This window comes from Segatella copri (assembly GCF_009494835.1).
In the GTDB taxonomy this organism is placed as follows: Bacteria; Bacteroidota; Bacteroidia; order Bacteroidales; family Bacteroidaceae; genus Prevotella; species Prevotella copri_F.
In genome coordinates, this window is the sequence record NZ_VZBE01000008.1 from 1 (window position 1) to 12,702 (window position 12,702).

A 12,702-nucleotide genomic window follows, 5' to 3' on the forward strand; every position below is an offset into this window, starting at 1 on the left:
GAATTTATTTAACAAGTTAGGGCGCATCCAATCCGGATGCGCCCTTTTTCTTTGTCGTCATATTTCTTTCATTCAACATTCAACACTCAACACTCAACATTCAACTATCCCAATACAACATTGGCAGGAACGCCGAGGTTGTGGTATATGTTTCTTGCAACATCAAAATTAATTGCTCGACGTCCATGAAGAATATCACTTAATGCGGTTGTTGACACGCCTATAGCTTTTGCAGCCTCCTTTTGCTTGTAGCCTTTTTGGCGAAAAGCAACTTTGATGGCAGCTATGAGTGAAGGCTTAACTCGCCATGGATGGGGATCAACTTCGCATTCCCAATCGTAAGCAGCTTCGCTGAGGACCTTTAATTCTTCCTTTTCTACTTCGCTGAGAAAGTCCATGCCGCCCAATTGGGTGCCCTTTGCAAGCAGAGCCTCCATTCGCTCTTCAATTTCATTATATGTTTTTTCGTCTTTAATAGTCATAATTATATATTTTTGATATCCTTAATCTTGTCATATTCAGCATGAGTTCCAACAAATCTAATATGTAGAAATCCTTGAAAGAACACAACGATAGTTACAAGCCTAAATTTATTGCCTGATATGTTGAAGACATATCTGTCATTCCCGACATAATCTGCCGAAGGAAATGCTTGCTTTAATTCTGCATGGCTTTTCCATTCTGTCTTTTCAACAAACTCTGCCCAGCGCATGAGCGAATCTGCTGCATCAGGATGTTTCCTTGCAAAATCTTTCAGCAATTTGAACTTTAATATCTTCATAATCGTTTATTTTTGCTGCAAAAATAGCGAAAAGTTCTCAATACAGAGAACTTTTCGCAAGAAAAGAAATAAATGTTAGCAATATTTAACTTATACGTACAGAAATCTCTTGCGGGTTTGAAAATAAAGTCGTAACTTTGCGCTATAGAATTTTAAAACAGATGGTTATGAAGTACTTAGATCCTAAGGCAGACCTCACGTTCAAGAAGATATTCGGCAATCATCCCGATCGATTGAAAAACCTTCTGAATAGCCTTCAGTCACTCAATGAAGATGAACTGATACAACAGAATTTCTGCCGAACAGGTTTCCAAAGCTACTCAGCTACCTTTGGAAATCATTAAGAATCTGAGCAATTCCTAAAAAATATAATAGCGGAGATGTAGATTACGAATATCACCATATAATCAAGGGTCTATACGCCACCTGTTCATCGTGGCATATAGATCCTTGTCGTTTTTTATTCATTTTATCCATCGTATTGAATAAAATCAGTACTTTTTTATTCAATACGAATGATATATTGAATATTTTTTGTATCTTTGCCCCGGTTTAATCAATTCATCTGAAGAGAAATGAGAACAATTATCAATAACCAGAAAAAGGAACGGGATATTCTGCTTTCCCGTCCTTATCTTACACGTCATACCCAATATGATGTGGATGAACTGTTGGCAAGCAAGCAAATCAAGTTGATAACGGGGCCTAGAAGAACCGGCAAATCGACAGAGGCTTTGCTGATGCTGAAAGGCAGGAACTTTGCCTATCTGAATTTTGATGACGGCAAACTCCTGAGTGCATGGGACGATGATCTGGTTTGGGAAACGCTACGTGCCGTTTATCCCGACTTCGAGTATCTTCTGCTCGATGAGGTTCAAAATCTGGATGGTTGGGATTTGTGGGTCTCCAAGCTTTACCGCATGGGAATCAACATGGTCATTACGGGAAGCAACGCCAAATTGCTGAGTAGCGAAATGGCAACATTGCTTACAGGCAGATATATACAGATAGAGATGCTGCCTTTCAGTCTTTCTGAATTCTTTATCTGGAACCACAGGAATCTTTCGGAAGTATCAGAGATGAAAGATAGCGTATCCGACCTCTCGCTTATAGCTGACTATCTGCACCATGGTGGTTATCCTGAGACTGTAGCAGCAAGAAGCCTGACCCAAAACTATCTCTCCACACTCTTCGATTCCATCATTTGGAAAGACATTGCCAAGCGCCATAAAGTACGCAATGTGGAGGATTTGAACAACCTGGCCATGTATCTGGTTTCTAACTTCTGCAATCCTTTCAGTGCCAACGAACTGGCAGAAGCGCTGGGATTTTCGAGCGTAGCAACCACCAAGAAGTTCATGGGATTTTTAAGAGAACCCTATCTCCTGTATTATCTGCCACGTTACAACAACAAGTTGAAAATGATGAAGAAAGCTCCACAGAAAGTATATGTGGTTGACAATGGTTTTGTAGAAGCCAAGGCTTTTAGTGTGAGTGAGAACTTAGGCAGGTTATTGGAGAATCAGGTTTTTATAGAGTTGGTTCGCAGGGGATATCATGCAGAAACATCGCTTTTCTATTATCGCTCCCGTAATGACAAGGAGACTGATTTTGTTACAAGGCAGGGTGCTCATGTAGAAAGTCTTATACAAGTATGTTATGACCTCTCTTCCGAACGAACGCTCAAGCGGGAAGTAGATAGCATCATAGAATGTGCGGGAGAACTCAAATGCTCCAATCTGATCATTGTCACGATGAATGAGGAAAGGGTAATTGAGAAAAATGGATATAAGGTCAAGGTTTTGCCTATATATAAGTTTTAAGGAGCGTCTGATCTTTGTATATATGCAACAAGGCGCAACCTTCTCACGAAGACTGCGCCTCTAATAGTTTTCTTTTTTTGTTTAATTTTTAAGAGAGTATTAACATATATATTCTTTGTAAGTGTAAGTTTCTTACTTCTTTATTTCTTTTGCTCTGAACTTTATGGCTCGAAGAACTTAATCTGTGTTCCATTTGACAACTGGGTTCCTGCCATATTAAAGTTGAATGCAGTAGGATTTGGTTTCTTCTCATCCTTTGGATCAACTTCGTAACCATAAACAACCAAATAAGCTTCAACCTTGCTGGTAGTTTGGGTAACTTGTCCGAAAGTATATCGGCTGTTTCCGCTAGAATAGCAATAGAACTTAACCTTATGTGTAGCACCACCATACTCCAGATTTACAGAAATAGCATCTGGGAAGAGCATGAACTGGATAACTGGTGTAACTGAATAGTAGTATACAATACTCTTGAAGTTTACCGGCAGCACATATTTCTTCAATGCTTCCTTCAGGTCTTTCGTTTCAGCAGTTTCAGGAATGTAACGTGCGAAGATCTTTACAGGGAAGTTGTTAACAGTCATTACAGTATCTTTGCCTTCTCCGTGGATAGATGTAACGACATCTAATGTGTCGTAATATTCCTTTTTTCCGTCTTTTGCTGTAACATGTTCATCGCTCATATAAGCGAGTTGGCGCATGCGGCTACCTGCTGTCTTGGAATAGCAGTTCTGCTTTTCTGCTTTTGTGAGCGGCTGATAATTGCTGTTGTTATCATCGCCTGTATTACAAGAAGTGAATGCGAAAGCTGCAACGAAGGCAGCTACAATTGAGAATAATTTGATTTTTTTCATTTTGCTATTATGTTTTGATTCTTATTTTCTCATATTTCTCAGCCTAAATGTACCCCGATATGGTTGCCCGAGGCTCTTCAGTCCTTGTATAAAACAAGAAAAGGCGGAAAACTTGCATCACTTTTTGTTAATCTCTGTTAATGCTCTTCACTTGTCCATTTCATAGAGCACTTTTGCCAATGTATTGTAACCTTTGACTTTCAGTTCTTAGACGTTTGAGCTTTTTACTGTGTTAAGTCTTAAGTTTGTCCTACATAGCGATGCAAAGTTAGTGTTTTATTTTGAAATGCGCAAGAAATTTATGATTTTCTTTCTCTTTTTCGCATAAAAATACTACTTTTGTGGAGATTTTAGGGATTATTCACCTAAAAGCTGAATGAATAGTGTAGACTCTGAGTCTCATGGAAAATGAATTAATGATGAATCTGATATGAAAAAGAAAGTAGGTACATTTAAGATTTGGCTGTTGGCGATAGCCGCAGTAGTGGCGTTTTCTGTCTTGCCGAAGGTTTCTTCGCTGGCAACAGAAGATCAGGCACTTGTTGTAAAGGAGAATATACAGGAGGCTGCTGATGCTGCGGGCGATGAACCGTCTGCAGAGAATAAGCTGGAAACAGCTGGAGAGAACAAGCAGGAAACTGCTGGAGAGGGTGCGAATCTGGAGGCGCAGGGGCTGGAGATTCCAGTATCTAAGGTTAAGGTATCTGAGACCATCAAGCATCGGTTGGCTTATACGGTATCTTATAATCATGATACGCGACAGCCGAATTGGGTAGCCTGGGTGCTGACGGGGGAGCATGCATCTGGTAAGTTGCCGCGCGGTAAGTTTGCTGATGATGAGGAGATGCCGGCACCCGTGGGTACTTTGGCGGATTATTACAACAGTGGATTGGACAGGGGACACATGTGTCCGGCTGGTGACAACAAATGGAGTCAGCAGGCGATGGATGAATGTTTCCTGATGACCAATATGTGTCCGCAGAACCATAGTCTGAATGCGGGTGTATGGAACACGATAGAGCAGCAGTGCCGCAATTGGGCGAAGCAGTATGGCAAGGTTTATATTGTCTGCGGACCGATATTTCTGAATAAGGAGCATCGCAAGTTGGGTAAGAACAAGGTGGTAGTGCCTGATGCCTTTTTCAAGGTGGTTCTTCATACGGGCAAGAATCCGCAAGCCATCGGCTTTATCTGCCGTAACCAGTCGCAGAAAGGCAGAAAGAAGACGGAATTCGTAAATTCAGTAGATGAAGTGGAGCGTATCACCGGCTATGATTTCTTCCCTCAGCTTCCGGATGATGTAGAGAAGAGGGTAGAGGCTAAGGCTGAAATGTTTTAGAAACGAAAAAAGGCTTTCCATTACGGAAAGCCTTTTTCTTGAAGATCTGTGACTCGCATGGGGCTCGAACCCATGACCCCAACATTAAAAGTGTTGTGCTCTACCAGCTGAGCTAGCGAGTCAATCTTCTGCTTTATGTTTCAAAAGCGAGTGCAAAGGTACGGCAAAAATCTGAAATAACCAAATATTTTGCCATATTTTTACTGATTTTCTTCATTTTTATCCGAAATCGGGACATTTTTGCCCATTTCTTCATGATATTGCGGCTTCTCTTTCGTTACATACCGCTGCCAGTAGGCTATGATGAGCGTTGTGAGCGGAAGGGCTACAATCAATCCCAGGAAGCCCAGAAGTGCACCCCAAACCGAGAGACTCAAGAGAAGAATGGCTGGGTTCAATCCCATCGCCTTACCCATAATCTTCGGGGTAACTACCATGTCGGTGATGACCTGCACCACACAGAACACCAGAACAGCCAGACCGAATACCAGCCAGAAGTTCTGACCTGTGTCGGCAGCCTTCAGCATGGCAAGGAATGCGGTAGGGATGAGGGCGAAGGTATGGAGATACGGAACCAGGTCCATGATGCCGATGAGAATGCCCAGACCTATCGCCATCGGGAAACCGATGATGGTAAAACCGATGCAGAACATGATGCCCATGCAGAGCGCTACCAGTCCCTGACCACGGATATAGTTGTTGAGCTCGCGCTCCACATCCTTCATCAGCGCACTCCAGAACGGACGGTTCTTCTTCGGGAAGATTCTCACCCAGTTGGCTGTCAGCGTCTCATAATCGAGCAGGATAAAGAACATATATAATAAGGTAATCATCGATGCCACGATACTCATCAGTACCGTTGCCGTCTGGCTGACTACCGAGAAGACCTTAGGCATGGTGGTCTTGATGGCATCGCTGAAGTCCTTGCTTTTCAGGAAATGCTCTATCTGCTCCTGGTTCGCCTGCAGCCAGTCTTTGATCAGCGCCGTCAGGTTGTTGGTATGAGTCGTCTGATGCAGCCATCGTGTCAACACCTCACCGAGTTTGTCAAACTGGTCAATCATCGGAGGGATGATGAGCCACAGCACGCCTCCTATAACAGCGATAGCCGTTCCCATGGCGATGAGGATAGACAGCGCACGGATTCTGACGTGGAGTTTGTTTTCGATAAACTTCACGACCGGATAGAGCAGGTAAGCGAAAAACCATGCAATGAAGAATGGCAGCAGCACACTGCTCAGATAATTGGTCATGTAGAGCACGGCCAGAACGATGAGGGTAACACCCGCCCATCTTATAAATTTATCAAATGTAATCTCCTTTCCCATAACTAATCCTTTTGTTATAATTTTTCGTTAAGAATAGCCTTCTGGTAGCATTCTCTGCAGAGCGGTTCGTATTCATCTTTTTCGCCCAGGAGCACCCGCTTGTCGTTATTGACCAACCGGTGGCTCACGTAGGCAACCGAACCGCACTTCACGCAGATGGCATGAACCTTGGTCACCTCGTCGGCGATGGCACAGAGGGCAGGAATCGGACCGAAGGGAACTCCCTTGTAGTCCATATCCAGTCCAGCCACGATAACTCTCACGCCACGGTTGGCAAGTTCGTTGCATACCTCCACAAGACCATTGTCCAGGAACTGGGCTTCATCGATACCCACCACGTCGATATCAGAAGCCAATAGCAGTATCGATCCAGAGGACTCAATAGGAGTAGACCGGATAGAGTTCTGATCATGGCTCACTACATCTTCCTCGGAGTAACGGGTGTCAAGCGCAGGCTTAAAGATTTCCACCTTCTGCCTGGCGAACTTCGCACGCTTCATTCTTCGGATCAATTCCTCGGTTTTTCCAGAGAACATCGATCCGCACACCACTTCAATTCTTCCGGGACGGTGTGCCTCCCCAATTAGATTTTCTGTCATTTCGGGGGCAAAATTAATAATAAGGTTTTAAAAAATGCAAAGAAACGCAGTTTTTTTTTGCTATGAAAGATTAATTAACTACATTTGCGGTCAGTATGGGCACATTATACATCGTTCCGACTCCAGTTGGTAACATGGAGGACATGACAATGCGAGCCATTCGCATACTGAAAGAAGCGGATTTGGTACTCGCTGAGGACACTCGAACATCGAGTGTCCTGCTGAAGCATTTCGATATCAGAAATCGATTAGTGGCTCACCATAAGTTTAACGAACATGGCACATCATCTGCCATCGTAGAGCGACTGAAGGGTGGCGAAACCATCGCCTTGATCAGCGATGCCGGAACACCGGGTATCAGCGATCCCGGTTTTTACCTCGCCCGCGAGGCAGCCAAGGCAGGCATCACGGTGCAGACTTTGCCTGGACCTACGGCATGCATTCCGGCCATCGTTTCATCGGGCTTGCCATGCGACCGTTTCTGTTTCGAAGGATTCATTCCGCAGAAAAAGGGCAGACAGACCTATCTTGAATCATTGAAGGATGAGGTGCGCACCATGATTTTCTATGAGTCACCTTATCGCGTGGTGAAAACCTTGCAGCAGTTTGCCGAGGTTTTCGGGGATGACAGACAGGTGAGCTGTTGTCGTGAAATATCCAAACTCCACGAGGAGAGTGTGAGGGGTACGCTTGCCGAGGTTATCGCTCATTTTGAGGAGACAGAACCAAGGGGCGAATTTGTCATCGTATTGGCAGGAAAAGATCCCAAACAGCTCAAGGAGGAGATGAAGGAAAAGAAGCGTGAAGAGCGCCGGCAGAAGAAAAACGGGGCTCGCAGGGATGAAGACAGTAATGAATAAAATATTGGAAGCGACGCGTTTTACGCGAAAAGATAATTTTTTAAATCAAACATTAAAAAGGAAAATGATTATGAAAAAGCTATTATTTGCGGCATGTTTAGCTGCTTTTTGCTTGACCAGTTGCAACAACGGCAAGAACAACACCCAGGATTTGGCAAATCAGCAGAATGATTCGCTAAACAGTATCATCGCTCAGAAAGATAGCGAAATTAACGATATGATGGGTACATTGAATGAAATCCAGGATGGTCTGAACCAGATCAGTGAGGCTGAACACAGAGTAACTCTCCTGAAGAACGGTGAGGGTGCCAGCAAGAGACAGCAGCTCAAGGAGAACGTGCAGTTCATCGCTACCCGTATGCAGCAGAACCGCGAACTCCTGGCTAAACTGCAGAAGCAGTTGGCTAACAGCTCTTTGCAGGCTGACCAGTTGAAGAAGACTATCGCAAACCTTCAGGAGCAGATTGCACAGAAGGATAAGGAACTCCAGGTGCTTCGCGAGGAGTTGGATAAGAAGGATATTCATATTGCAGCGCTCGACGAGACTATCAACAATCTGAATACAAAGACCTCTCGTCTTACTACTGAAAGCAACCAGAAGACAGAGACTATCAATGCACAGGACAAGCAGATCAACACTGCCTGGTATGTATTCGGTACCAAGAAGGAGTTGAAGGAGCAGCATATCATGGAAAATGGTAAGGTAATGACCGGCAATTTCAACAAGAGTTATTTCACCAAGGTTGATATCCGCAACATTTCTGAAATCAAGTTGATGTCAAAGTCGGCTAAGTTGCTCACTACCCACCCATCAAGCTCTTATGCATTGGTACGTGATGCTAACAAGCAGTATACACTCCGCATCACCAATCCACAGATCTTCTGGAGCACCAGCAAGTATCTTGTAGTGCTCGTTAAGTAATTATCTCTTTCTCTGAAAGAAATCCTGCATGAGTGCGCGGCACTCATCTTCCAATACGCCCGATGTAACTGTCGTCTTAGGATGCAGTGCATCGGGCGCATATTTTGTATACCCCCTTTTCTCGTCGCTGGCACCATATACCACGCGGCTGATCTGTGCCCATCCCAGTGCTCCGGCGCACATCACACAGGGTTCTACCGTAACGTAGAGGGTACAGTCTTTCAGGTATTTTCCTCCCAGCATGTTGGCTCCCGAAGTGATGGCCTGCATTTCGGCATGAGCCGTAACATCGGTCAGCATCTCCGTAAGATTGTGGGCACGCGATATGATCCGGTCTTTACAAACGATGACGGCGCCTACCGGAATCTCGTCTTCATCGAATGCAGCCTGAGCCTCCATCAGGGCACGGCGCATGTATACTTCGTCTTTATTCTTAATATCTTCCATTGTTTTTCGTGCAAAATTACATAAAAAAGTTTGAAGTGTGGACTTTTTTTGTTATTTTTGCAAGGTAAAAGCATCTTTTGGTGCAAAATAAAGGAAATAGACTATGGCAGAGCATAATGAATTAGGCAAATGGGGAGAAGACGAGGCTACGCTCTATCTCGAAAATGAAGGCTATGTCGTCATCGACAGAGACTGGAGAGACGGCAAGCGCGATCTGGATATCCTTGCCGTTTCGCCGGATGGAAAGACTTTGGTTGTGGTAGAGGTAAAGACCCGCTCGGGTGAAGAATACCAGCAGCCCGAGGAAGCCGTTGATGCCAGGAAGATGCGTAATCTGGCATTGGCCGCCAATACTTATGTCAAGGAGAAGCAGGTGGACAGGGAGCTTCGCTTTGATATTATTACCGTGGTAGGGGTAGGCCATCAGGTGAAACGCATCGAACATCTTGTGGATGCCTTCAATCCGTTGCTGATTTGATAATCCGTTGTGTATCGCTATACATTATTATATAGACATGGAAAAGAAGATTATACGATTAAAGGAAGTGGATTCCACGAATGCCTTCCTGAAGAATTTGGGAACTTACGATGAAGATGCGCTGACCATTGCTGTTGCTGACTATCAGACGGCGGGCAGGGGACAGGGCGTGCATACCTGGGAAAGTGAGCCGGGCAAGAACCTCCTCTTCAGTATGATGATGTGTCCTAAGTGGGTGCCTTTGCGCCAGCAGTTCCTCCTTTCTGAGGCTGGTGCGCTCGCCGTGAAGGATGCTCTTGATTTCTATACGGACGGCATTACGCTGAAATGGCCGAATGATGTGTACTGGTATGACAAGAAAATCAGTGGCACGCTGATAGAGACTGCCATCGACTCCAAGGGCATCAAGCGCTGCATCTTCGGCATCGGCATTGATGTCAATCAGACTGAGTTCCACAGCGATGCGCCCAACCCTGTATCTCTGGCTCAGATTCTGGGTCATGAGGTGGATAGGGAAGAGGTGCTGCAGAAGGTGATTGAGGCTTTCTGCAAATACTACGAACTTCTGCGTCGTGCCGACTATATGGATGTGTCGGGCATCTATCATCTTTCTCTCTACCGTCGCAAGGGCTATCACTGGTATGAGGATAAGGACGGTAAGTTCGAGGGTGCCTTCGTAGAGGTGGAGGACGATGGTCATCTCATCCTTCATGACAAGAAGGGAGTAATACGCTCGTATGCGTTCGGAGAAATCAAGTTTCTAATCCCTTCAGTAAACATTAAACAATAAACATTAAACACTATATTATGGCAAAGTTTAAAAGAATTCTTTTGAAATTGAGCGGCGAGAGTCTGATGGGCAAGCAGAGCTTCGGCATCGACCCAGAGCGCCTGAGTGATTATGCTAAGCAGATAAAGGAGGTCCATGAGATGGGCGTTCAGATAGGCATTGTGATTGGTGGTGGTAACATCTTCCGCGGTTTGAGTGGAAGCCAGAAGGGTTTCGACCGTGTCAAGGGCGACCAGATGGGTATGTGTGCTACCGTTATCAATTCCCTGGCATTGAGCAGCGCACTCGGAGCCTTGGGCGTTAAGAACAAGGTGCTTACTGCCATCCGCATGGAGCCTATCGGCGAATTCTACACCAAGTGGAAGGCGATTGAGGCGATGGAGGCAGGCTATATCTGCATCTTCTCTGCAGGTACAGGCAGTCCATACTTCACTACCGATACCGGTTCTTCTCTCCGCGGTATCGAAATCGAGGCTGACGTGATGCTCAAGGGTACCCGTGTAGACGGCATCTATACCGCCGACCCAGAGAAGGATCCTACAGCTACCAAGTTCAAGGACATCACCTATGATGAGATTTATACCAAGGGCTTGAAGGTAATGGATTTGACTGCTACCACCATGTGTAAGGAAAACAACCTTCCTATCTACGTGTTCAATATGGATGTTGTAGGTAACCTCAAGAAGGTGATGGATGGTGAGGAGATTGGTACGCTCGTACACAACTAAACTTCTCTCAACAGGAAGAAAAAACAAATGCGACTGGATTCACATCTAGCCGCATTTTTCAGTTATAATCTACCTAAATACCTAAATATCCCAATAAAGGGGATTTCTTCTATTTCGTCTTCTTCAGAATAATCGCCGAGATGATGACGTATGCCACGATGACAAGCCACCAGCCGGTGAGGAAACCGGTCAGACCATCGAGTGCTACCGAAGTAGCGAGGATGATGAGGGTGAGCGCGGCAAAGCCATATTTCACCTCATTGCCCTTGAAACTCCACTGTTTGAACTTCAAGGCGAAAAGAGGCATCTCGCAAACCAGCAGATAGCTGGTGATGAGAATCAGAGCCAGAATGATGAATACCGACCAGGCGTTACCTTCGAGCCAGCTTGGATTGAACACAATCAGCGAACCCCAGAACAGGGCGTTGGCTGGTGTAGGAACACCGATGAAAGAGGTAGTCTGGCGCTCATCAAGATTAAACTTAGCCAGGCGCAATGCCGAGAAGGCTGCGATGATGAAGGCTGCGTAAGGCAGCCATGGGCGCAAAGGCTCCAGAAACCCCGGATATTCCATCACAAAGAGTTGTGAGAATACGATGGTGGCAGGAGCCACACCGAAGGTTACGTCATCAGCCAGCGAATCCAGCTCCTTGCCTATTGGCGATGAAACGTGCAGCAGGCGGGCGCTCATGCCGTCAAAGAAGTCGAATACGGCTCCGATGATAATCCATAACAATGCCATCTTTGGGTTCCCGCCGAAGGCAAACGATGTTGCGATGCAGCCCGAAACCAGGTTGCAGCAGGTTATCGTGTTTGGAATATGTTTCTTGATACTCATTTCTTTACAGTATATTATGATAGAGTGAAAGCCGGAAGTATGTTCCGGCTTGCCCTCTATCTGTCAATATGTTATTTCAATTTAGCGATGACGGTCTGGTCGCCAGTAGTTGACTGTCCCATCTTTACGCATACTTCTGTACCTACAGGCAGGTAGACATCCACGCGTGAACCCAGCTTGATGAATCCCAGGTGCTCGTCGATGAAGCATTCTTCCCCTTCCTTGGCATAGGTTACGATGCGGCGTGCCACTGCACCGGCAATCTGGCGGCAGAGTACATCCACTCCCTCAGGTGTGGTAATCATCACGTCGGCATGCTCGTTTTCCTCGCTAGCCTTAGGCAGCCATGCCTTGTGGTAGTTGCCGTCCACATGCTTCACGAATTTCACCTTACCATCCACCGGGAACCAGTTGGCATGAACATTCCAGAGGCTCATGAAGATGGAAATCATCAGGCGGCGGTCACCGAAGTAGGGAGCATTCTCCACCTCTTCTATCACCACAATCTTTCCGTCGGCTGGTGCTACTACCAGTTTCGAAGTATCCTCAACGTTGAGGTATCTGACAGGACAACGGTAGAAGTTGAGCACGATACCATATACCGTACCGAACACAACAACAAAAGCCCAGAACGGAATCTTGTTGTCTAAGGTTGTCCACAATATAGCCGCAATGGCTACTAACGCTATCGCTCCGGTTACCAGCTGATCGGTACCTTCGCGGTGCAATCTTATCTTCTTTAATTTCTTTATTTTCTGTCCCATACAGTAGGATTAAGTTTTTATTGGTGCAAAGGTACGTCATTTTTATCACTTTTGCAAATTTTTTGGGGGTTTCTTTTACCTTTTTCAATATTTTCGCATATTTCTTTTGGCTTTTTCAATATTTCGCCGTAACTTTGTTGTCAAAATTCGA

15 protein-coding genes, 1 tRNA gene and 1 pseudogene are annotated in these 12,702 nt (G+C 45.3%); 8 read left to right on the forward strand and 9 right to left on the reverse strand.

From position 1 onward, the window contains the following. Positions 1-104: 104 nt before the first annotated feature. On the reverse strand, positions 105-482 hold the full coding sequence (locus tag F7D47_RS01315; protein WP_106812019.1) for a helix-turn-helix domain-containing protein: 378 nt from the start codon (positions 480-482) through the stop codon (positions 105-107). A gap of 2 nt (positions 483-484) precedes the next feature. Next, positions 485-781, reverse strand: a complete 297-nt coding sequence (locus tag F7D47_RS01320; RefSeq protein WP_153085437.1) for a type II toxin-antitoxin system HigB family toxin — start codon at positions 779-781, stop codon at positions 485-487. A 167-nt stretch (positions 782-948) separates the two neighbouring features. On the opposite strand from F7D47_RS01320, the pseudogene F7D47_RS01325 reads away from it, so the two are divergent. Beyond that, a pseudogene (locus F7D47_RS01325) lies at positions 949-1,071 on the forward strand (Rpn family recombination-promoting nuclease/putative transposase); the annotation flags it as partial. A 285-nt stretch (positions 1,072-1,356) separates the two neighbouring features. Further along, a complete protein-coding gene (locus F7D47_RS01330; RefSeq protein ID WP_153085435.1) occupies positions 1,357-2,604 on the forward strand; it encodes an ATP-binding protein in 1,248 nt (415 codons plus the stop codon). Between the two features lie 161 nt (positions 2,605-2,765). On the opposite strand, the gene F7D47_RS01335 is transcribed toward F7D47_RS01330, so the two are convergent. Further along, a complete protein-coding gene (locus F7D47_RS01335; RefSeq protein WP_153085434.1) occupies positions 2,766-3,458 on the reverse strand; it encodes a DUF4840 domain-containing protein in 693 nt (230 codons plus the stop codon). A gap of 430 nt (positions 3,459-3,888) precedes the next feature. Here F7D47_RS01335 and F7D47_RS01340 point away from each other — a divergent pair, with 430 nt between their 5' ends. Beyond that, entirely contained in the window at positions 3,889-4,797 is a 909-nt protein-coding gene (locus tag F7D47_RS01340; RefSeq protein ID WP_153085433.1) for a DNA/RNA non-specific endonuclease, read from the forward strand. Positions 4,798-4,846: 49 nt separating this feature from the next. Here the strand turns inward: F7D47_RS01340 and F7D47_RS01345 are convergent. From F7D47_RS01345 to F7D47_RS01355, 3 genes are all read right to left on the reverse strand, one after another. Then, a tRNA-Lys gene (locus F7D47_RS01345) sits at positions 4,847-4,919 on the reverse strand. Between the two features lie 78 nt (positions 4,920-4,997). Further along, positions 4,998-6,125, reverse strand: a complete 1,128-nt coding sequence (locus F7D47_RS01350) for an AI-2E family transporter (protein ID WP_118081201.1) — start codon at positions 6,123-6,125, stop codon at positions 4,998-5,000. A 14-nt stretch (positions 6,126-6,139) separates the two neighbouring features. Next, positions 6,140-6,724: a thymidine kinase gene (locus F7D47_RS01355; protein WP_153085432.1), complete on the reverse strand. Its 585-nt coding sequence runs from the start codon at positions 6,722-6,724 to the stop codon at positions 6,140-6,142. 95 nt (positions 6,725-6,819) lie between these two features. Between F7D47_RS01355 and rsmI the strand changes: the two genes are divergently transcribed. Both rsmI and F7D47_RS01365 read left to right on the forward strand, forming a co-directional pair. After that, a complete protein-coding gene (gene rsmI / locus F7D47_RS01360; protein WP_117587406.1) occupies positions 6,820-7,584 on the forward strand; it encodes a 16S rRNA (cytidine(1402)-2'-O)-methyltransferase in 765 nt (254 codons plus the stop codon). Between the two features lie 70 nt (positions 7,585-7,654). Continuing rightward, positions 7,655-8,506 carry a hypothetical protein gene (locus F7D47_RS01365; RefSeq protein ID WP_153083011.1) on the forward strand — a complete coding sequence of 284 codons (852 nt, stop codon included), beginning with the start codon at positions 7,655-7,657 and terminating at the stop codon, positions 8,504-8,506. Here the strand turns inward: F7D47_RS01365 and F7D47_RS01370 are convergent, their stop codons facing one another. Then, entirely contained in the window at positions 8,507-8,953 is a 447-nt protein-coding gene (locus F7D47_RS01370) for a nucleoside deaminase (RefSeq protein WP_153085431.1), read from the reverse strand. A gap of 103 nt (positions 8,954-9,056) precedes the next feature. Between F7D47_RS01370 and F7D47_RS01375 the strand changes: the two genes are divergently transcribed. From F7D47_RS01375 to pyrH, 3 genes are read left to right on the forward strand one after another with little or no spacing between them, the layout of a single operon-like run. After that, a complete protein-coding gene (locus tag F7D47_RS01375; protein ID WP_153085430.1) occupies positions 9,057-9,431 on the forward strand; it encodes a YraN family protein in 375 nt (124 codons plus the stop codon). A gap of 37 nt (positions 9,432-9,468) precedes the next feature. Beyond that, complete coding sequence (locus F7D47_RS01380) at positions 9,469-10,221, forward strand: biotin--[acetyl-CoA-carboxylase] ligase (RefSeq protein WP_153085429.1); 753 nt, start codon at positions 9,469-9,471, stop codon at positions 10,219-10,221. A gap of 17 nt (positions 10,222-10,238) precedes the next feature. Further along, positions 10,239-10,949: a UMP kinase gene (pyrH, locus tag F7D47_RS01385; RefSeq protein WP_006847854.1), complete on the forward strand. Its 711-nt coding sequence runs from the start codon at positions 10,239-10,241 to the stop codon at positions 10,947-10,949. A gap of 109 nt (positions 10,950-11,058) precedes the next feature. Here pyrH and F7D47_RS01390 read toward each other — a convergent pair whose 3' ends face one another. Both F7D47_RS01390 and F7D47_RS01395 read right to left on the reverse strand, forming a co-directional pair. Beyond that, complete coding sequence (locus F7D47_RS01390; RefSeq protein ID WP_153085428.1) at positions 11,059-11,787, reverse strand: CDP-alcohol phosphatidyltransferase family protein; 729 nt, start codon at positions 11,785-11,787, stop codon at positions 11,059-11,061. Between the two features lie 71 nt (positions 11,788-11,858). After that, complete coding sequence (locus tag F7D47_RS01395) at positions 11,859-12,551, reverse strand: phosphatidylserine decarboxylase family protein (protein ID WP_022122098.1); 693 nt, start codon at positions 12,549-12,551, stop codon at positions 11,859-11,861. Between the last annotated feature and the right edge of the window lie 151 nt (positions 12,552-12,702).

Coding starts and splice junctions, on each gene's coding strand:
- F7D47_RS01315 (WP_106812019.1), bottom strand. CDS start 482: ATGACTATTAAAGACGAAAAAACATATAATGAAATTGAAGAGCGAATG.
- F7D47_RS01320 (WP_153085437.1), bottom strand. CDS start 781: ATGAAGATATTAAAGTTCAAATTGCTGAAAGATTTTGCAAGGAAACAT.
- F7D47_RS01330 (WP_153085435.1), top strand. CDS start 1,357: ATGAGAACAATTATCAATAACCAGAAAAAGGAACGGGATATTCTGCTT.
- F7D47_RS01335 (WP_153085434.1), bottom strand. CDS start 3,458: ATGAAAAAAATCAAATTATTCTCAATTGTAGCTGCCTTCGTTGCAGCT.
- F7D47_RS01340 (WP_153085433.1), top strand. CDS start 3,889: ATGAAAAAGAAAGTAGGTACATTTAAGATTTGGCTGTTGGCGATAGCC.
- F7D47_RS01350 (WP_118081201.1), bottom strand. CDS start 6,125: ATGGGAAAGGAGATTACATTTGATAAATTTATAAGATGGGCGGGTGTT.
- F7D47_RS01355 (WP_153085432.1), bottom strand. CDS start 6,724: ATGACAGAAAATCTAATTGGGGAGGCACACCGTCCCGGAAGAATTGAA.
- rsmI (WP_117587406.1), top strand. CDS start 6,820: ATGGGCACATTATACATCGTTCCGACTCCAGTTGGTAACATGGAGGAC.
- F7D47_RS01365 (WP_153083011.1), top strand. CDS start 7,655: ATGAAAAAGCTATTATTTGCGGCATGTTTAGCTGCTTTTTGCTTGACC.
- F7D47_RS01370 (WP_153085431.1), bottom strand. CDS start 8,953: ATGGAAGATATTAAGAATAAAGACGAAGTATACATGCGCCGTGCCCTG.
- F7D47_RS01375 (WP_153085430.1), top strand. CDS start 9,057: ATGGCAGAGCATAATGAATTAGGCAAATGGGGAGAAGACGAGGCTACG.
- F7D47_RS01380 (WP_153085429.1), top strand. CDS start 9,469: ATGGAAAAGAAGATTATACGATTAAAGGAAGTGGATTCCACGAATGCC.
- pyrH (WP_006847854.1), top strand. CDS start 10,239: ATGGCAAAGTTTAAAAGAATTCTTTTGAAATTGAGCGGCGAGAGTCTG.
- F7D47_RS01390 (WP_153085428.1), bottom strand. CDS start 11,787: ATGAGTATCAAGAAACATATTCCAAACACGATAACCTGCTGCAACCTG.
- F7D47_RS01395 (WP_022122098.1), bottom strand. CDS start 12,551: ATGGGACAGAAAATAAAGAAATTAAAGAAGATAAGATTGCACCGCGAA.